General features: G+C 70.6%; 16 protein-coding genes. 4 read left to right on the top strand and 12 right to left on the bottom strand.

From position 1 onward, the window contains the following. Positions 1-89: 89 nt before the first annotated feature. A complete protein-coding gene (gene glgX, locus I2501_RS23020) occupies positions 90-2213 on the bottom strand; it encodes a glycogen debranching protein GlgX (RefSeq protein WP_196196078.1) in 2124 nt (707 codons plus the stop codon). 510 nt (positions 2214-2723) lie between these two features. Between glgX and I2501_RS23015 the strand changes: the two genes are divergently transcribed. From I2501_RS23015 to I2501_RS23000, 4 genes are all read left to right on the top strand, one after another. Beyond that, positions 2724-3980 (top strand): SAV2148 family HEPN domain-containing protein, encoded by a 1257-nt coding sequence (locus tag I2501_RS23015; RefSeq protein ID WP_196196307.1) that lies wholly within the window; start codon positions 2724-2726, stop codon positions 3978-3980. A gap of 129 nt (positions 3981-4109) precedes the next feature. Next, complete coding sequence (locus I2501_RS23010; protein WP_196196077.1) at positions 4110-4841, top strand: exonuclease domain-containing protein; 732 nt, start codon at positions 4110-4112, stop codon at positions 4839-4841. Positions 4842-4975: 134 nt separating this feature from the next. Further along, positions 4976-6067, top strand: a complete 1092-nt coding sequence (locus I2501_RS23005) for a vWA domain-containing protein (protein ID WP_196196076.1) — start codon at positions 4976-4978, stop codon at positions 6065-6067. A 355-nt stretch (positions 6068-6422) separates the two neighbouring features. Continuing rightward, complete coding sequence (locus tag I2501_RS23000; protein WP_196196075.1) at positions 6423-8609, top strand: MMPL family transporter; 2187 nt, start codon at positions 6423-6425, stop codon at positions 8607-8609. Positions 8610-8699: 90 nt separating this feature from the next. On the opposite strand, the gene I2501_RS22995 is transcribed toward I2501_RS23000, so the two are convergent. From I2501_RS22995 to I2501_RS22945, 11 genes are all read right to left on the bottom strand, one after another. Beyond that, positions 8700-9110 (bottom strand): hypothetical protein, encoded by a 411-nt coding sequence (locus tag I2501_RS22995; protein WP_196196074.1) that lies wholly within the window; start codon positions 9108-9110, stop codon positions 8700-8702. Positions 9111-9153: 43 nt separating this feature from the next. Then, a complete protein-coding gene (locus I2501_RS22990; RefSeq protein ID WP_196196073.1) occupies positions 9154-9930 on the bottom strand; it encodes a sirohydrochlorin chelatase in 777 nt (258 codons plus the stop codon). 4 nt (positions 9931-9934) lie between these two features. Further along, positions 9935-10870: an ABC transporter permease gene (locus tag I2501_RS22985; protein WP_196196072.1), complete on the bottom strand. Its 936-nt coding sequence runs from the start codon at positions 10868-10870 to the stop codon at positions 9935-9937. Beyond that, on the bottom strand, positions 10857-11657 hold the full coding sequence (locus I2501_RS22980; RefSeq protein ID WP_196196071.1) for an ABC transporter ATP-binding protein: 801 nt from the start codon (positions 11655-11657) through the stop codon (positions 10857-10859). The genes I2501_RS22985 and I2501_RS22980 overlap by 14 nt, the downstream gene beginning before the upstream one ends. Positions 11658-11805: 148 nt before the next feature. After that, entirely contained in the window at positions 11806-12948 is a 1143-nt protein-coding gene (locus I2501_RS22975) for an aliphatic sulfonate ABC transporter substrate-binding protein (RefSeq protein ID WP_196196070.1), read from the bottom strand. A gap of 224 nt (positions 12949-13172) precedes the next feature. After that, entirely contained in the window at positions 13173-14465 is a 1293-nt protein-coding gene (locus I2501_RS22970) for a sulfate adenylyltransferase subunit 1 (RefSeq protein ID WP_196196069.1), read from the bottom strand. A gap of 1 nt (position 14466) precedes the next feature. After that, entirely contained in the window at positions 14467-15408 is a 942-nt protein-coding gene (gene cysD, locus I2501_RS22965) for a sulfate adenylyltransferase subunit CysD (RefSeq protein ID WP_196196068.1), read from the bottom strand. Further along, a complete protein-coding gene (gene cysC / locus I2501_RS22960) occupies positions 15405-15989 on the bottom strand; it encodes an adenylyl-sulfate kinase (RefSeq protein WP_196196067.1) in 585 nt (194 codons plus the stop codon). The genes cysD and cysC overlap by 4 nt, the downstream gene beginning before the upstream one ends. Before the next feature lie 53 nt (positions 15990-16042). Further along, the gene (locus I2501_RS22955) at positions 16043-16771 is read right to left on the bottom strand and encodes a phosphoadenylyl-sulfate reductase (RefSeq protein WP_196196066.1); all 729 of its coding nucleotides are present in this window, start codon (positions 16769-16771) and stop codon (positions 16043-16045) included. Further along, positions 16755-16946 (bottom strand): hypothetical protein, encoded by a 192-nt coding sequence (locus I2501_RS22950; RefSeq protein ID WP_196196065.1) that lies wholly within the window; start codon positions 16944-16946, stop codon positions 16755-16757. Before I2501_RS22950 ends, I2501_RS22955 begins: the two co-directional genes overlap by 17 nt. Further along, the gene (locus tag I2501_RS22945; protein ID WP_196196064.1) at positions 16943-18634 is read right to left on the bottom strand and encodes a nitrite/sulfite reductase; all 1692 of its coding nucleotides are present in this window, start codon (positions 18632-18634) and stop codon (positions 16943-16945) included. Before I2501_RS22945 ends, I2501_RS22950 begins: the two co-directional genes overlap by 4 nt. Between the last annotated feature and the right edge of the window lie 94 nt (positions 18635-18728).

Raw genomic sequence — 18728 nt, 5'->3', positions numbered from 1 at the left:
CCCGGAGGGGGCAATCGGTCGAACCGACATGCGGCCGCCGTGCCCCCGCCGTATCCTCGCCGGCGCTCACGCCGGGGCAGCCAGGCCGTTCAGGCGGGACGCTGGAGCACCATCATCGACCGGTCGGTCAGCCGGAGTGTCTCGCCCGCCCGTACCTTGGCGCCCGTGCCCGGGGCGATCGTCCACGGCAGCGAGGTGTCCACCACCAGCTGCCACTCCTGGCCGTGGTTGAGCGGCACGACGAACTCCAGCGGCTGCGGGCTGGCGTTGAAGAGCAGCAGGAATGAGTCGTCCGTGATCCGGCCGCCGCGCCGGTCGGGCTCCGAGATGGCGTTGCCGTTGAGGAAGACCGTCAGCGACTTGGCGAAGGAGGCACGCCAGTCCCTGGCGGTCATCTCCTCGCCCTCGTTGGTGAACCAGGCGATGTCGGTGAGCTCGTCGTGGGTGCCGGAGACCGGGCGGCCGTGGAAGAACCGTCGTCGTCGGAAGACCGGGTGGTCGCGCCGGAGCCAGACCATGTGCCGTGTGAACTCCAGCAGTTGACCGGCCGGGCTCTCCTCGTCCAGCCGCGGCCAGCGCACCCAGGAGATCTCGTTGTCCTGGCAGTAGGCGTTGTTGTTGCCGCCCTGGGTGCGGCCGAACTCGTCGCCGTGCAGCAGCATCGGGACGCCCTGGCTGAGCAGCAGTGTGGCGATGAAGTTGCGCTGCTGCCGGGAGCGCAGGCCGAGCACCGTCGGGTCGTCCGTCTCGCCCTCGACGCCGCAGTTCCAGGAGCGGTTGAAGGACTCGCCGTCGCGGTTGTCCTCGCCGTTGGCCGCGTTGTGCTTCTGGTTGTAGGAGACCAGGTCGCGCAGGGTGAAACCGTCGTGGCAGGTCACGAAGTTGATGCTGGCGATGGGACGGCGGCCGTCGTCCTGGTAGAGGTCCGAGGAGCCGGTCAGCCGGGAGCCGAACTCGGCCAGCGTGGCGTTCTCGCCGCGCCAGAGGTCGCGCACGGTGTCCCGGTACTGACCGTTCCACTCGGTCCACAACGGCGGGAAGCCGCCCACCTGGTAGCCGCCCTCGCCGAGGTCCCACGGCTCGGCGATCAGCTTGGCCTGGGAGACGATCGGGTCCTGCTGGACCAGGTCGAAGAAGGAGGAGAGCCGGTCCACCTCGTGGAACTGGCGGGCCAGGGTGGCCGCCAGGTCGAAGCGGAAGCCGTCGACGTGCATCTCGGTGACCCAGTAGCGCAGCGAATCCATGATCAGCTGCAGCACGTGCGGACTGCGCATCAGCAGGCTGTTGCCCGTGCCGGTGGTGTCCTCGTAGTACCGGCGGTCCTCGGCCAGGCGGTAGTAGGAGGGGTTGTCCAGCCCGCGGAGGGAGAGGGTGGGGCCGAGGTGGTTGCCCTCGGCGGTGTGGTTGTAGACCACGTCGAGGATGACCTCGATGCCCGCCGCGTGCAGCGACTTGACCATCGACTTGAACTCCTGGACCTGCTGGCCGCGGTCGCCGAGCGAGGAGTAGGAGCCGTGCGGGGCGAAGAAGCCGATGGTGTTGTAGCCCCAGTAGTTGGACAGGCCCATGTCGCTGAGCCGGTGGTCGTCGACGTACTGGTGCACCGGCATCAGCTCGATGGCGGTGATGCCGAGCTTGACCAGGTGCTCGATCACGGCGGGGTGTGCGATGCCCGCGTAGGTGCCCCGGATGTCGTCCGGGATGCCGGGATGCAGCTCGGTGAGCCCCTTCACGTGGGCCTCGTAGATGACCGTGCGGTGGTAGTCCGTGCGCGGCGGACGGTCGTTGCCCCAGTCGAAGTACGGATTCACCACCACCGAGGTCATGGTGTGCGGGGCGGAGTCGAGGTCGTTGCGGCGGTCCGGGGAGCCGAAGTGGTAGCCGTAGACGGACTCGTCCCAGTCGACCCGGCCGCTCATCGCCTTGGCGTAGGGGTCGAGCAGCAGCTTGGCGCTGTTGCAGCGGACCCCGCGCGAGGGGTCGTACGGCCCGTGCACGCGGAAGCCGTAGCGCTGGCCCGGCTGCACGCCGGGCAGGAAGGCGTGGCGCACGAACGCGTCGGTCTCGCGAAGCTCGACCGAGGTCTCGGAGCCGTCGTCGCCGAGCAGGCACAACTCGATCCGCTCCGCCGCCTCGGAGAAGACAGCGAAGTTGGTCCCCGCGCCGTCGTAGGTGGCGCCCAGGGGGTACGGCTGGCCCGGCCAGACTTGCATGGTCCTCAACCAATCCTGTCCGCTCGGAGCGGGGCTCGGCGCACACCCCGGAGCGCCCCGGAATCGAGGCCCTCCCGGGGTGATGCCCGCCCCGACTCGTCGTCATGTCCCAGTGCATCGTGGCGTAGCACACGGGTTCCCATGACCGACTTGCCGGTTCTTCGCCCGAACGAGTGTCTGTGTCCCACTGTTGCCTTGAGACTGTCCGTCGGTTGTTCGGATGCTTACGTCCGGGTGGCCCAGCGGTGACCGCTCGGGGGAGGGCACGGGCGGAGGAACGTTCCGTCGACGCGCCGAACTGCCCCGTGTCGAACTGCTGCACCTGCCCGGGGAGGCGAAGTACCCTTGATCGTCAGCTGATCGTCCGGACCCGCGCGGACGGTCCGCATCGGGCCGCCCGGCGCGGTACGGTGTGGGCGGCCGACTGGGCGAGCCGCCGCACCGCACGCCCCAACGGCCGAGCGGGCCAAGAGGGATGACGTGGATGAGGGACGGACGGTGAGCTCCGGAATGGTGGTCCCCGACGGGGGTTCCCCGGGGAGCGCGGCGCGGGGCGACGCCCCCACCGGCGTCGAACGAGTCGCCCGGACCGGCCTCGGCCGCACCGTTCCGCACCAACCGGGCTCGCTGGAGCCGTCGTTGGCCTGGCCCGGGACGGCCTGGGAGGAGGCCAGGGTCCGGGTCCGTCGCGCCGGTCGCGCCTATGTCTGGCTCAACCTGGTCGAGCAGCGGCTGCGTTCGGTGGTCTCCGAGGTGCTGCGCCCGGTCTACGAACCCGCGCACGGCGACGACTGGGTCATCGCCGCGGCCGGACCGGCGGGCGAGGAGTGGGTCCAGCGGGCCGGCGCGGTCCGCGAGGTCAGCCGGCGCAAGGGCTACCTGCTCGACCCGGACGACGACGCGCTCGTGATCTTCCTCACCCTGCCGCAGTTGCGTGAGCTGATGATCCAGCACTGGCCCTGCTTCGAGCCCTTCCTGAACGACCGGCGCGAGATAGAGGTCGCCCTGGACGAGCTCGAGGTGGCCCGGCACGTCGTGTCGCGCAACCGCACGCTCTCCGAGAACGTGCTGGCCCAGGCCGAGCGCGCCGCCGCCCGGCTGCTGCTCCTGCTCGACGGCAGCGTCCACGAGGGCGCCGCCTCGCTGGCGCTGCGCGCCCCGGTGGACGCCGTCGAGGAGTTGGTCGGCGACCGCTACGCCGACGTCATCGGCGTCCACGCGGACCGGGTCCGGCTCCAGCGTGACCTGCCGGTCGAGGACCTGCTGGCGGGCGCGCGGCGGCTGGACGCCATCGGCATCGGCCTCAGCATGCTCTGCCAGAACTTCACCGGTCGGCGACTCGTCGCCCTGGCCGACTCCGGCTGCCGGGTGCGGCTGCTCTTCCTCAACCCCGCCAGTAGCTCCCTGCGTCGTCGCGAGCGCGAACTCGGCCTTGGGCGTGGCGAGTTGGGCAAGGCGGTGGAGATGAACATCATGCATGTGCGCCGGGTGCGGGCCCGACTGCGGGACGCGGGCGCGTTCGAGATCCGCGTCTACGACGAGATGCCGCGCGCCTCGGCGTACCTGGTGGACGGCGACGGCCCGGACGGGCTGGGCGTGGTGCAGCCGTACCTGCGGCGCTCGCGCGGGATGGAGTCGCCGGTGCTGGTGCTGCGCGGCGGCACGTCCGCGCCGCTGATGCCGGGTCGCCCCCCGGAGCCGGGCCTGTTCCAGATCTACCAGGAGGAGTTCGAGGGAGTCTGGGCGGACTCGCGGCCCGTCTCCTGACTTCGCTCCCTCGTCCTTGTCCCATGTCTGCTTCTCAGCCCCTGGCCTGACCGACCTCCCGACCTGGTGGCGGGCTTGTCAGTGCCGCACGGGATGATGGTCCGGCAAAGGGACGAGAGGACGCGCCTGATGAGTTGGATGCACGACACCCTGGTCGGCTTCGATCTGGAGACCACCGGCACCGAGCCCGGCCGGTCCCGGATCGTCTCCGCCGCGCTGATCGAGGCCAAGGCCGGCGAACCTGTCCGGCGGCGTGCGTGGTTGGCCGACCCGGGCATCGCCATCCCCGCCGAGGCCACGGCCGTGCACGGCATCACCACCGAGCGCGCGGTCGCCGAGGGACGTCCCGCGATAGACGTGGTCGCCGAGGTGGCGGCCGCACTCGTCACGTACTGGCGGCAGGGTGTCCCTGTCGTTGTCTACAACGCGCCGTTCGACCTGAGCCTGCTCGCCGCCGAGCTGCGCCGGTACGACCTGCCCTCGCTGGAGCGTCAGCTCGGCGTTGGTGGTGTCCCTGATGGTGGCGGGGTCGGGCCGGTGCTCGACCCGCTCACGGTGGACCGGGCGGTGGACAAGTACCGCAAGGGTTCGCGTTCGCTGGAGAACGCCTGCGCGCTCTACGGCGTCGAGCTGGCCGAGGCGCACGAGGCGGGCAGCGACGCGCTGGCGGCCGTCCGCGTGGCGCTGGCTCTGGCCGAGCGGTACCCGGACCAGGTCGGCGCGGTCGACCCGGCCGAGCTGCACCTCGCACAGATCCGCTGGCACGCGGACTGGGCGGAGGGCCTGCAGTCCTGGCTGCGCCGGTCCAAGGACCCAGAGGCTGTCGTCGACGGCGTCTGGCCGCTGCGGCAGCCGGTCTGACCCACCGTAAAGCCCCAGCTCAGAGCCGAATTGTCAGTGCTCCCGCATAGGGTGGAGTCAACGTTGGAGGGGGACGCCGGAAGGCGTCGACCGAGCGTTGGGCAATGGTGGCAATGCCGGCAAAGGGGTGGGGTATGTCCACGAACAGGATCAAGCACAAGGTCAACCACGTCTCCCTCGTGGTGGACAAGTCCGGTTCGATGCGTCAGCACGAGGCACAGTTGGTCCGCGTGGTGGACGAGTTCGTCAAGGGGCTGCACGAGGAGTCCGACCGGCTCGGCCACGAGACCCGGATCAGCCTCTACGCCTTCGACCACGAGGTGCAGAACCTGGTCTGGGACATGGACGTCAAGCACCTGCCGTCCCTCCGTGGCCTCTACCAGGTCGACAACGGCGCGACGGCGTTGATCGAGGCGGCCGTGAAGTCCGTCGACGACCTGAAGAACATCTGGGAGGGCTACGGGGAGCACTCCTTCCTCCAGGTCGTCGTCACCGACGGCGAGGAGAACGCCTCCGGCTGGTCGGAGGTGGGCCAGATGCACATCCGCATGGCAGGCGGCGAGGGGAACGCCGTCCTCGGTTCCTGGCTGGGCCGGATCCGGGGTGCGATGGACGAGCTGCCCGACCACTGGACCTCGGCGATCCTGGTCCCCAACTCGCTGGCCAAGCGCACCGCTCAGGGGTACGGCTTCCCGGCGGGCAACATCGCGATCTGGGACGCGGACTCCAGCAAGGGCGTCGAGGAGGCGATAGGCACCGTCAAGACGGCTGCCACGAGCTTCCTGCGGGGTCGCGAGCAGGGTGTGCGCGGTACCAGGAACCTCTTCGCCATGGGCAAGGAGCTGAGCACCGCCGAGGTGAACGCCAATCTCGACGCGCTGGACACCGGCAAGTACATCCTGATCCCGGTCGACGAGCAGATGCCGATCCGCGACTTCGTCACGCGTGCCGGGCACACGTACACGACCGGTCGCGCCTTCTACGAGCTGTCCAAGCGCGAGAAGATCCAGGGCAACAAGCAGCTCGCCGTGGCGGAGAAGGACCCGGCCACCGGTCGGATGACCGGCAGGGTGTTCTCGGGCCCGGCGGCCCGGCGGCTTCTCGGTCTGCCGGTGTCGGAGGTCACGGTGAAGCCGGGCGAGAACCCGGCGTACACCGTGTTCGTCCAGTCGACCTCGGTCAACCGAAAGCTGGTGTCCGGCACCAAGCTTCTCGTCCTGCTGTAGGCGGGAGGCACCGTTGGGCCGCTCCGGGAGCGGCCCACGACGTGCGGGTGCGTGAACCGGCCCCGAGTCTTCTCGGGGGCGGTTCACGGCTGCATCTCCACCCTGAGCAGGAGGCGGATCCACCCGGGGGACGAGGTAGAAGGCTGTTCCGGCCAGGCAAGATGAGGTCGGCAGACCTAAGAGAGCTGTGAGGGGGACCGGGGACTTCCGTCCCGACTTGCCGCCCGGCTAGTAGGTTTCTTAGGATGCCACCCAGATACTTACCTGCCGCCCGACAAGTAGGGGCGGCCAGATCGCGCTGCCCGCGTCCTCACCCGGGGGTGGCGGTGATCCATGCCGTGGAGGGGCAATCGACATGTTTCACCGGATCGGACGCACGGTCGTCCGACACCCATTCTGGACGCTGATCGCCTGGGTGGTGGCTGCGATCGCGATCGCGGCCTCCGCGCCGGCCCTTCAGTCCAACAGTGACGAGAGCAGCTTCCTGCCCAAGAGCTACGAGTCCATCCAGGCGATGGAGCTGCAGCAGAGTGCCTTCCCGCACCAGTTCACGCCGGGCGCGGAGATCCTCTACCAGCGCACCGACGGCGGTCAGCTGACCGCTGCGGACAAGGCCCAGGTCGTCGAGATCAACAAGGAGCTGTCCGCCAAGACCGACATCCCGCTCAACCAGGGCGTCATCGGCATGCCGTTCTCCAAGGACGGCAAGTACGGCCTCGCGATGGTCAACCTCGGCACCAACACCTCCGACCAGACGAAGATGTCCGACGCGGCCACGGCGCTGCGCGCAGACGTCAAGCAGCTGACCGCGGGCAGCGACCTGAACGCCAAGGTCGGCGGTACGGCGGCGCAGGTCCTCGACCAGTCGAACTCGTCGAAGACCGGTCAGGCCATCATCAGTTTCGGCACCTTCGGCATCATCATCATCGCGATGCTGCTGATATTCCGAGCGCCGCTGATGGCGATCATGCCGATCGTCCTGATCGGCGTGGTGCTGACCGCGGCCAACGGTCTGATCGCGGACATCACCAAGCTGCTGAACCTCACCTCGAACTCGTCGGTGACAGGCATCCTCATCGTCGTGCTCTTCGGTGTCGGTACCGACTACATCCTGTTCCTGATGTTCCGGTACCGAGAACGACTGCGAGCCGGTGACGACCACAAGGAAGCCATGATCACCGCGGTGGCCCGCGTCGGCGAGGCGATCGCCTCCGCCGCCGGCACCGTCATCATCGCCTTCCTCGCGCTCTGCCTCTCCTCCATCTCCTTCCTCAAGCAGATGGGTCCGGCGCTGGCGATCTCCGTCGCGGTCACGCTGCTCGCCGGTCTGACCCTGATCCCGGCGGTCTTCTCCTGGATCCCGCCGCGGGTGCTCCTCGGCCCGTCCAAGAAGTGGAAGGTCGAGCCGACCAGCTCGCGCTACGCCGCGATCGGCAACACCGTCAAGCGCCGCCCGGCGCTGGTCGCCGCCGTCTCCGGCGTGATCATGATCGGTCTGGCCGTGATCTCCACGGGTTACTCGGCGAGCTTCGACTTCAGCTCCGGCTCCATGCCGAAGACCGAGGAGTCGATGGTCGTCCAGAACACCATCACCACGGCGTACAGCGCCGGTGCGGCCACGCCCACCGACGTCTTCGTCACCAGCACCAACGGCAGTCCGCTGGACAAGGGCGCGGTCGCCGGGCTGGGCGAGAAGCTCACCTCGGTCTCCGGCGTCGGCCAGGTCGCCCCGGCCAAGTACAACCCGAACGGCACCACCGCGGACATCAGCGTCGTGCTGAGCAGCGACCCGCAGAGCAGCACGGCCATCTCCACGGTGGGCCAGCTCCGCGACACGGCCCACGCGGACACCCCGCCGGGCACCAAGGTCCTGGTCGGCGGCACCACCGCGATCTACGCGGACATCCAGAAGGCGATCGACCGCGACTACTCGGTGGTCTTCCCGACGGCGGCCGTGCTGATCATGCTGATCCTGGGCCTGATGCTGCGCAGCGTCGTGGCGCCGTGGTACCTGATGGCCTCGGTCGGCCTCGGCTTCGCCGCGACCCTCGGTTCGACGGTGCTGGTCTTCCAGCACCTGGACAACCAGGGCGGCCTGATGTTCATGCTGCCGGTCTTCATCTATCTGTTCGTGGTCGCGATCGGTACCGACTACAACATCCTGATGATCTCCCGGCTCCGTGAGGAGGCCCGCGAGGGTCGCGAACCGCGCGAGGCGGCCGCTCAGGCGCTCCGCCACGCCGGTCCGACGGTCGCCGCGGCCGGAGCGATCCTCGCCGGCACCTTCGCCTCGATGATGTTGGCCGGAAACTCGCTCTTCGCGGAGATGGGATTCTCCATCAGCATCGGTATCGTGATCGCGGCGTTCGTGATGGCGATGTTCTTCACGCCGTCGCTGACCGCGCTCGTCGGCCACGCGGCCTGGTGGCCCGGTCACGCCGACCGCCGCAAGGCCAAGGGCGAGAGCCGGATCGTGGCGGGCTCGACTGTCACCAGCGGTGACAGCGACAATGTCACCGAGCTGGACCCGAGTCGCCGTTGATGTCGCCCGCCATGGGCTGACATCGGCCGACGCCGAGTCACAGAGCAGCAGGAGGGGCCGCAGCCGGGCAGGGCTGCGGCCCCTCCTGCGTCATACCGGGCGCACGATCCCGCGGAAGGCTCGGCCGAGCGGAAGGGCCGTGCCGACGACGAAGAGGCCGAACAGGGTCATCGGGAGCAGGCCGGTCACTCCGACATAGGCGAGCGGTTCGTGCAGCAGGCCGGACCAGTTGCCCTGATAGTTGGCGGTCAGGTCCGTGACCATGACCGCTGCGCCGAGTGGTGGCCCGGACGGGAGGCCGCGTGCCACCAGAACGGCGACGAGCAGGTCGACGACCAGCAGGGCGTGGAAGAGCACCTGACTGGGCAGGGGCCAGGCGTGGTAGGCGTGCAGCCCACCGCTGATCAGGTCGAGGAGATGCGCGCCCGTGCCCTCGACGAAGCCGACAATCCAGATGACCGACACCCACCGCGCCCAGCGCGGGCGTTCCCCCCATGGCATGCCGCCCACTGTAGAGGGGCTGGGGCACGCCGCTGGGGGGCGGTCAGGCTCCGAGCGGCAGAGCGCGGTCGCCCGAGGCGAGCGCGGCCGTTGTCAGTGCCTCGTCGTAGCGTTGGACCACAAGCTCGGCAAGGTCGGGGGACGCGCCGAGCGGGGCTGCGACGGCGGTGATGCCCGCCGTCGCGGCCTGGGCGGTGATGCGGTCGGGGAGCAGGCCGGGGGCCAGCAGGTAGGGCGCCACGGCGAGATGACGCAGGCCTTGGGCGCGGAGCGCCTCGGCCGCGTCGGCCAGGTGCGGGGGAGCGGCGGAGGCGTGGGCCACGGCGACGCCGCCCCAGCCCGCGCTGCGCTGCCAGGCGGCGGCCAGCGCGCGAGTGGCGGCGTTGGCGGCCGGGTCGGAGGAGCCGGCCGCAGCGAGGATGACGCCGGTGTCGGCGGCGGGACGCACGCCGGCCTCGGCCAGGCGGCGTTCCAGGGCGCGCAGCAGCAGTGGGGACGGTCCCAGGACGTCGGCCTGATGGACGGTCAGCCGGGGCAGCCTGGCGGCTGCCCCGCGCAGCACTCCGGGGATGTCGGTCTTGGCGTGGTACGCCCGGGCCAGCAGCAGTGGCACCGCGACCACCGGTGCCTCGTCCGCCTGCGCCAACTGCTCCAACGCGCGCGGGATTCGCGGCGCGCAGTGGTCGAGGTAGCCGACCCGCACGGTGAGGTCCGGGCGCAGTGCGCGCGCCCGGTCGGCGAGGGCGGTCATCGTCGCCGCGTGCCGCGGGTCGCGGCTGCCGTGGGCGAGCAGGAGCAGGCGGGGCAGGCGGGCGTCCATCAGGTCACCTCCGGGCGGTCAGCAGACCGCGGGAGCGGAGGACGCGTCGCTCGATCGGGTTGAAGACGAGCATTTCGATGCCGATGCCGACGACAAGGATCAGAATGATGGTGGCGAGAACGCCGGGCATGTCGAGGTTCTCGCGGGCGAATTCGAGCTGGGCGCCGAGGCCCAGGCCGAGGGCGGGGGAGCTGGCGATCAGCTCGGCCGCCATGAGGGAGCGCCAGGAGAAGGCCCAGCCCTGCTTGAGCCCGGCGACGTAGCCGGGCAGGGCGGCGGGCAGCAGCACGTGCCAGATGCCGCGCAGTCCGGTGGCCCCGAGGGTGCGCCCGGCGCGCAGGTACAGCGGCTGCACCTGGTCGACGCCGGCGACGAGGCCGTTGGCGATCGAGGGGACGGCGCCGAGCAGGACGACGGCGTAGATGGTGGCGTTGCTGAGGCCGAACCAGATGACCGAGGCGGGCACCCAGGCCACCGAGGGGATCGACTGTAGGCCGGAGAGGATCGGGCCGATGGCGGCGCGGACCGGCTTGACCCGGGCGACGAGCAGGCCGATGGGCGTGCCGATGACGACGGAGACGAGGAAGCCGAGGATCCCGCGCGAGAGCGAGGTCCAGATCGTCGAGAGGATGGTGCCCTGCAGCCACTGCTGGTGGAGGCTGTTCCACACGTCCAGGGGGCTGGGCAGCAGGTCGGGGCGCTTGAGGTGGGCCGCGTAGGCGCCCTGCCACAGCAGCAGGACGAGGACGATGGCGACGACCGGGGGCAGCACCTTGCCCAGCAGCACCTCGCGGACGCTGGTGCGCTGCGCGGTCTGGGTCTCCAGGGCGTCGAGTCCGGCGCCCAGGTCGGCGACGTCGGTCGCGGCGGAGGCGGCGGTGGCGGTGGCGGTGGCCGTTGAGTCCTGCTCGGTGGCGGGCTTGAGGTCAGTGCTGGACATGGCGGCGGATCTCCCCTCGGAGCTTCTCAGTGATCTCCACCGCGAGGTCGGCCACACCGGACGACTCGATACGGCGCGGCTGGGGCAGGTCGATCGCCCACTCCTGGGCGATGCGTCCGGGACGGGAGGAGAGGAGCACGACGCGCTGGGCGAGGCGGACGGCCTCGCGCACGTTGTGGGTGACGAAGAGGACGGAGATCCCGGTGGCCTCCCAGATCTGGACGAGTTCCTCGTGCAGGACGTCGCGGGTGATCGCGTCGAGTGCGGCGAAGGGCTCGTCCATGAGCAGGACCTTGGCGTCCTGGGCCAGGGCACGGGCCATGGCGACGCGCTGGCGCATACCGCCGGAGAGTTCGTGGATGCGCTTGGCGTGGGCGCCGCCCAGGCGGACCAGCTCCAGCAGCCGCTGGGCCTCGGGGCGACGCTCCGCGCGGGGGACGCCGCGCAGGCGCAGGGCGAGCTCGATGTTCTGACCGGCCGTCAGCCAGGGGAAGAGCGCGTGCTCCTGGAACATCAGGGCGGCGCGCCCGGCGGGGACCTCGATGGTGCCGCTGGTGGGCTGGTCGAGGTCGGCGACGAGGTTGAGGAGGGTGGACTTGCCGCAGCCGGAGGCTCCGAGGAGGCAGACGAACTCGCCGGGGGCGACGTTCAGGCTGATGTCGTCCAGGACGACATGGGCCGCGGCGGCGCGGCCGAAGGACTTGGTGACGTGGTCGAGCCGGACGGCGGTGTCGACCACGGGGGTGGCCTGGCCCTCCGTGGAGGACGGGGTCAGCAGGGCGGTCATGCGGTCACCTCCTGGTTCGTGCTGCGGTTCGGGAGCTGCGGTTCGGGGAGCTGGGGTTGTGCGGTCCGTCGGGCCGAGAGCCGCCCCGCGCCGCCTTGACTGGGCATCGACGCGGTGCGGGGCGACTCCCGGAGCATGGTGCGCGCCCCTACTGGGCGCCGAGCCCGGCGGCGGAGACGGCGGGCTTGCCCTCGGCGGTGAGGACCTGGTTGAGCAGGGTCAGGTCGTAGATGCCGGACAGGTTCGGCTGGGTGATGAAGCCCGCGGTGACCGCGTGCTGGGCCTCGGTGGTGAGCGAGGAGGCCAGCGGGTCGTCGGTGACGGTCATCTCGCTCCAGGCGGCCTTCAGTACCTTGGCGCTCAAGCCCTTGCCGGTGAGCGCGGTCAGCGCGGTGTTGGCCTCCTGCTGAGCCTTGGCCGGGTTGGCCAGGATCCAGGCGTTGGTGTCCACCGAGGCCTTGAGGACGGCCTTGACCACGTCCGGGTGGGCCTTCAGGAAGGTCTGCGAGACCACCACGTTGGTGGAGACGAACTGGCCCTGGGGCCACAGCGTCCGCTCGTCGATGAGGATCTTCGCGCCCTCGGCGACCAGCTTGGATGCGGTGGGCTCGGGAACCCACGCGCCGTCGATCTGGCCGGAGGTGTACGCGGAGGGGGTGGTCGAGTTGTCGGTGCGGATGACCGAGACGTCGCCCGCGCCGGTCTTCGGGTTCTCCTTGTAGCCCTTGCTCGCCAGGTAGTTGAACAGCGCGACGTCCTGGGTGTTGCCGGCCTGCGGGGTGGCGATCTTCTTGCCCTTGAGGTCGGCCACGGTCTTGATCGTGGCCGGGTTGACGACCAGCTCCGCACCGCCGGAGGTGGCACCGGAGATGATCTTCAGCGCGGCGCCGTTCGACTTCACGTAGCCGTTGATCGCGGGTGCGGGCCCGACCCAGGCGATGTCGATGGCACCGGAGTTGAGCGCCTCGATCTCGCTCGGCCCGGCGTTGAAGATCTGCGTGGAGATCTTCGTCCCGCCCAGGTTCTTGGCGAACTGCCCGTCCTGGATCCCGATCAGGGGAGTGGCGTGGGTCAGGTTGGCGAAGTAGCCGATCCGCACGGTCGACGCCGACAGCGCCGGACCGGAACTGCCGGAGGAGGGAACGACCGAGCCCCCGCTGGAGTTCGAGGCGGCCTGGGAGCCGTAGCCGCACGCGCTCAGCAGTCCGGATGCGGCGACAACGGCGACGCCGGCTATGACGGCACGTCTGATGCGGGCGGTGCGGGGGGAGAGCGAGCGAAGCTTCGACATGGGAGGGGTCCTCACGAGGGTGACGATGGTTCGGCTGGAAGGAACGCGGGGCACGTGCGGCGGGCTACGACGACGGGGCGAGGGCCCCGTGTCAGCGACCCGCCGGTCGACACGGCCCGAGGGCGCCGCAGCCGGCCCCGAGCACGCCGCTGCCGACGCGGCCGCCTTCCTTCGCCATGCGGGAGAACGCCTCGCCGCCCATCGTGGGGAATCCCTTCATCGGGTCAGAACGCCTCTCCGGCCATACCGGCGGTGAGGGTCGTGCCGTCGGCCTGGTCGATCAGCAGGAACGAGCCGGTGCGGCGGTTGCTGCGGTAGTCGTCCAGGGCGATGGGCTCGGCGGTGCGCAGCACCACGCGGCCCAGGTCGTTCACGTCCAGGCTGCCCGGGCTGGGGACCTGCTCCAGGGTGTCGACGGCGATCGCGTAGGGGATGTCCTTGACGATCGCGCGGACGGTTCGGGTGGTGTGCTTGAGCAGCACCCGGTCCCCGACGCGCAGTGGACGCTCGTTGAGGTGGGCCACCGTGGCGACCACGTCCTGGGTCGGCTCCGGCGCCGGGCCCGCGGCGATCACGTCGCCGCGCGAGATGTCGATGTCCTCGGCCAGACGCACCGTCACCGACTGCGGCGCCCAGGCGACGTCGCTCGGAGCACCGAGCACGTCGATCCCGGCCACGGTCGCGCTCAGCCCGGCGGGCAGGACGGTGACCGTGTCGCCGGTGCGCAGCACGCCCGAGGCGAGCTGGCCCGCGTAGCCGCGGTAGTCGGGGTGCTCGGCGGACTGCGGCCGGATCACGTACTGGACCGGGAACCGGGCCGGCTCCTCGCTGGGGTCGGTGCCGACCGGCACGGTCTCCAGGTGCTCCAGCAGCGTCGGGCCGCCGTACCAGTCCATGGTGGCGGACGGCTCGACGACGTTGTCCCCGGCCAGCGCGCTGATCGGGATCGCGGTCACGTCCTCGATCCCCAGCGAGGCCGCGTAGGCGCCGAACTCGGCGGCGATGGCGGCGAAGACGGGCTCGGCGTAGTCGACCAGGTCCATCTTGTTGACGGCCAGCACCAGGTGCGGCACGCGCAGCAGCGCGGCGACGGCCGCGTGACGGCGGGTCTGCTCGACCACGCCGTTGCGGGCGTCGACCAGCACCACGGCCAGCTCGGCCGTGGACGCGCCGGTCACCATGTTGCGGGTGTACTGCACGTGGCCGGGCGTGTCGGCGAGGATGAACCGGCGCTTGGGGGTCGCGAAGTAGCGGTACGCCACGTCGATGGTGATGCCCTGCTCGCGCTCGGCCCGCAGGCCGTCCGTCAGCAGCGCCAGGTCGGGGGCCTCCTGGCCGCGCTTGCGCGAGGCGTGCTCGACGGCCTCCAACTGGTCGGCCAGCACCGACTTGGAGTCGTGGAGCAGGCGGCCGACCAGGGTCGACTTGCCGTCGTCCACGGACCCGGCGGTGGCGAAGCGCAGCAGCGAGGTGGCCGCCACCTCGTGGGTGGCCTGGGTGTCAGTGGTGCTGGTCATCCTAGAAGTACCCCTCGCGCTTGCGGTCTTCCATGGCGGCCTCGGACATCTTGTCGTCCGCACGGGTCGCGCCACGCTCGGTCAGACGGCTGACGGCAATCTCCTCGATCACCGCCGCGACGTCGGCGGCGTCGGAGTCGACGGCGCCGGTGCAGGACATGTCGCCGACCGTCCGGTAGCGCACCAGACGCCGCTCCACGGTCTCGCCGTCCTTCGGGCCGCCCCACTCGCCGGGGGAGAGCCACATGCCGTTGCGCTGGAACACCTCGCGCTCGTGGGCGTAGTAGATCGCGGGAAGCTCGATCTTCTCCCGCTCGATGTACTGCCACACGTCCAGTTCGGTCCAGTTGGACAGCGGGAAGACGCGCACGTGCTCGCCGACCGCGTGGCGGCCGTTGTAGAGCGACCACAGTTCCGGGCGCTGACGGCGCGGGTCCCAGGCGCCGAACTCGTCGCGCAGGGAGAAGACGCGCTCCTTGGCGCGGGCCTTCTCCTCGTCGCGACGGCCGCCGCCGAAGACCGCGTCGAAGCGGCCCGTTTCGATGGCGTCCAGCAGCGGCACGGTCTGCAGCGGGTTGCGGGTGCCGTCCGGGCGCTCGCGCAGCCGGCCGTTGTCGATGAACTCCTGCACCGAGGCCACGTGCAGGCGCAGCCCGTGCTCGGCGGCCGTGCGGTCGCGGTAGTCGAGCACCTCGGGGAAGTTGTGGCCGGTGTCCACGTGCAGCAGTGCGAACGGCACCGACGCCGGCGCGAACGCCTTTAGCGCCAGGTGCAGCATGACGATCGAGTCCTTGCCGCCGGAGAAGAGGATCACCGGGTTCTCGAACTCGCCCGCCACCTCGCGGAAGATGTGGACGGCCTCGGCCTCCAGCACGTCCAGGTGGGACAGCGCGTAGGGGGAGTCGTGGGTGGCGGCGGCAGTGGGCGAAACAGCGGTGGTCACGCCAGTCCCCTCTCGGTCAGCAGAGCGTGCAGGGCGGCGGCGGAGGCGGCCACCGTCTGGGTGTGCGCCTCGATCCGCAGATCGGGGGCGGCGGGCGCCTCGTAGGGGTCGTCCACGCCGGTCAGTCCGGAGATCTCACCGGCGGCCTGCTTGGCGTACAGGCCCTTGACGTCCCGCTCGGAGCAGACCTCGACCGGCGTGGCCACGTGGACCTCCAGGTACGAGGTGCCCTGGGCGGCGTGCCGGGCGGCGACCGCGGCGCGGGAGTCCGCGTAGGGGGCGATCACCGGGGCGAGCACCTTGACGCCGTTGGAGGCGAGCAGTTCGGCGACGAAGCCGATCCGCTGGATGTTGGTGTCCCGGTCCTCGCGGTTGAACCCGAGTCCGCGCGAGAGGAACTCGCGGATCTCGTCCCCGTCCAGGATCTCGACCCGGTGGCCCTCGGCCCGCAGCCGCTCGGCCAGCTCGTTCGCGATCGTCGTCTTCCCGGCGCTGGGCAGGCCGGTCAGCCACACGGTGGCGCCGCAGGCCTGCACGGCGGCTGCCGTGCCGGCCGCCGGTGCGTCAACAGTGGTGGTCATGAAGCTCTGCTCCAGAGTGGTCAGTCGAAAGGACGGAGATGTCGGGCGAGCGGTCAGAGGTGGATGCCGCACTCGGTCTTGCCGGCGCCGGACCAGCGGCCCGAGCGGGCGTCCTCGCCTTCCAGCACCCGGCGGGTGCAGGACTCCGGCGCGCAGCCGATCGAGGCGTAGCCGTCGAAGAGCAGCGGGTTGAGCAGGATGCCGTGCTCCGCCACGTAGGCGTCCACGTCGTCCTGCGTCCAGCGGGCGATCGGGGCGATCTTGACCTTCTGCCGCTTCGGGTCGTAGGCCACCACCGGGGTGTTCGCCCGCGTCGGCGACTCGTCGCGGCGCAGCCCGGTGGCCCAGGCGTCGTAGCCGGCCAGGCCGCGGTTCAGCGGCTCGACTTTGCGCAGCTTGCAGCAGAGGTCCGGGTCGCGGTCGTGCAGCCGGGGGCCGTACTCCGCGTCCTGCTCGGCCACGGTCTGACGCGGCGTCAGCGTGATCACGTTGACCGGCATCGTCGCCGCGACCGCGTCGCGGGTGCCGATGGTCTCCGCGAAGTGGTAGCCCGTGTCCAGGAAGACCACGTCGATGCCCGGCAGCGCGGCCCCGCCCAGGTGGGCGACGACCGCGTCCTCCATCGAGGAGGTCACCGCGAGGCGCGTGCCGAAGGTCTCGGCGGCCCAGCGCATGATCTCCTGTGCGGAGGCCTCCTCCAGCTCCCGGGCGGCGGTGGTGGCCAGGGCCTCCAACTGCTCGGGCGTGTAAGCGGAGTGCGTGTGCTCAGTCTCGGTGGTCATCTGGACGTCCCCCGGTCGCGGTGGCGGTAGAGGTGGACAGCAGCCCCAGGAACTTCAGGGCGAAGGCGCGTCGGCAGGAGGCGCACTCCCAGGCCCCGTGCCCGCCGGTCTCGCTCGGGCGCAGGTCCTCGTCGCCGCAGTAGGGGCAGTAGAAGGGCGCGGCACGCTCACTCATGACAGCTGCTCCTCGCTCGCACGCGTCGTCCACTGCGCGAACCGCTCGCCCTCGTGGCGGTCGGCCAGGTAGCCGCGCAGGACGCGCTCGATGTAGTCGGCGAGGCCGTCCTTGGTGACCTTCAGGCCGCGGACCTTGCGGCCGAAGCCGGCGTCCAGGCCCAACGCGCCCCCCAGGTGCACCTGGTAGCCCTCGACCTGCTCGCCGTTCTCGTCGACGACCAGCTGACCCTTGAGGCCGATGTCGCCGACCTGGATCCGCGCGCACGCGTTCGGGCAGCCGTTGATGTTGATGGTGAGCGGCTCGTCGAACTCCGGCAGCCGCGCCTCCAACTCCTCGATCAGGGTCCGGCCGCGCTCCTTGGTCTCCACGATCGCGAGCTTGCAGAACTCGATGCCGGTGCAGGCCATCGTGCCGCGGCGGAAGCTGGACGGCTTGACCTGCAGGCCCAGCGACTCCAGCCCGGCGACCAGCGAGTCGACCTGGTCCTCGGCCACGTCCAGCACGATCATCTTCTGCTCGGTCGTGGTGCGGAGCCGGTCCGAGCCGTGGACGGCGGCCAGGTCGGCGACCTTGGTCAGCAGCGAGCCGTCCACGCGGCCGACGCTGGGTGCGAAGCCGACGTAGAACTTGCCGTCCTTCTGCCGGTGCACGCCGACGTGGTCGCGCCAGCGCCCGACCGGCTCGGCCGGGGCCGGACCGTCGACCAGCGCGCGGTGCAGGTACTCGTCCTCCAGGACCTGGCGGAACTTCTCGGCGCCCCAGTCGGCCATCAGGAACTTGAGCCGGGCGCGGGTGCGCAGCCGGCGGTAGCCGTAGTCGCGGAAGATCGACAGGACGCCGACGAAGACGTCCGGGACCTCGTCCAGCGGCACCCAGGCGCCCAGGCGCTCGCCGAGCCGCGGGTTGGTGGAGAGGCCGCCGCCGACCCAGAGGTCGAAGCCGGGGCCGTGCTCGGGGTGCTCGACGCCGACGAAGGCCACGTCGTTGATCTCGTGGACCACGTCCAGCAGCGGCGAGCCCGAGATCGCGCTCTTGAACTTGCGCGGCAGGTTGGAGAACTCGGGGTTGCCGACGACGCGGCGGTGGATCTCCTCCAGCGCGGGCGTGCCGTCGATGATCTCGTTCGCGGCGATGCCCGCCACCGGCGAGCCCAGGATGACGCGCGGGCAGTCGCCGCACGCCTCCGTGGTCGACAGGCCGACGCCCTCCAGGATCCGCCAGATCTCCGGCATGTCCTCGATCCGGATCCAGTGGAACTGGATGTTCTGGCGGTCCGTCAGGTCGGCCGTGCCGCGCGCGTAGGTCTGCGACACCTCGCCGATCGCGCGCAGCTGCGCCACGGTCAGCCGGCCGCCGTCGATGCGCACCCGCAGCATGAAGAACTCGTCGTCGAGCTCGTGCGGCTCGAGGATGGCGGTCTTGCCGCCGTCGATGCCCTGGCGACGCTGGGTGTACAGGCCCCACCAGCGCATCCGCCCGCGCAGGTCCGAGGGGTCGATGGAGTCGAAGCCGCGGTGTGCGTAGATCGTCTCGATCCGTGTCCGCACATTGAGACTGTCGTCGTCCTTCTTGAACTGCTCGTTGGCGTTGAGTGGCGTGAAGTGGCCGGCGGCCCACTGACCCTCACCGCGGTGACGGGTCGCCTTGCGCTTGGGTGGCGTCGAAGACGTGGGGGTGGTGGCCATGGAAGCGTCCTTCGGCAGTGGTTCGGGCCTGATGGGGGCGTCTCCCGGTCCGTGGCACTGCGGCTCCCACCTGCGGGTTCGCATCGGGGGCGGC

Origin of the sequence: Streptacidiphilus fuscans, assembly GCF_015690355.1 — a bacterium.
In the GTDB taxonomy this organism is placed as follows: Bacteria; Actinomycetota; Actinomycetes; order Streptomycetales; family Streptomycetaceae; genus Streptacidiphilus; species Streptacidiphilus fuscans.
The sequence above is the reverse complement of the archived record's forward strand: the minus strand, read 5'-3'. Positions and strand labels throughout refer to the sequence as shown.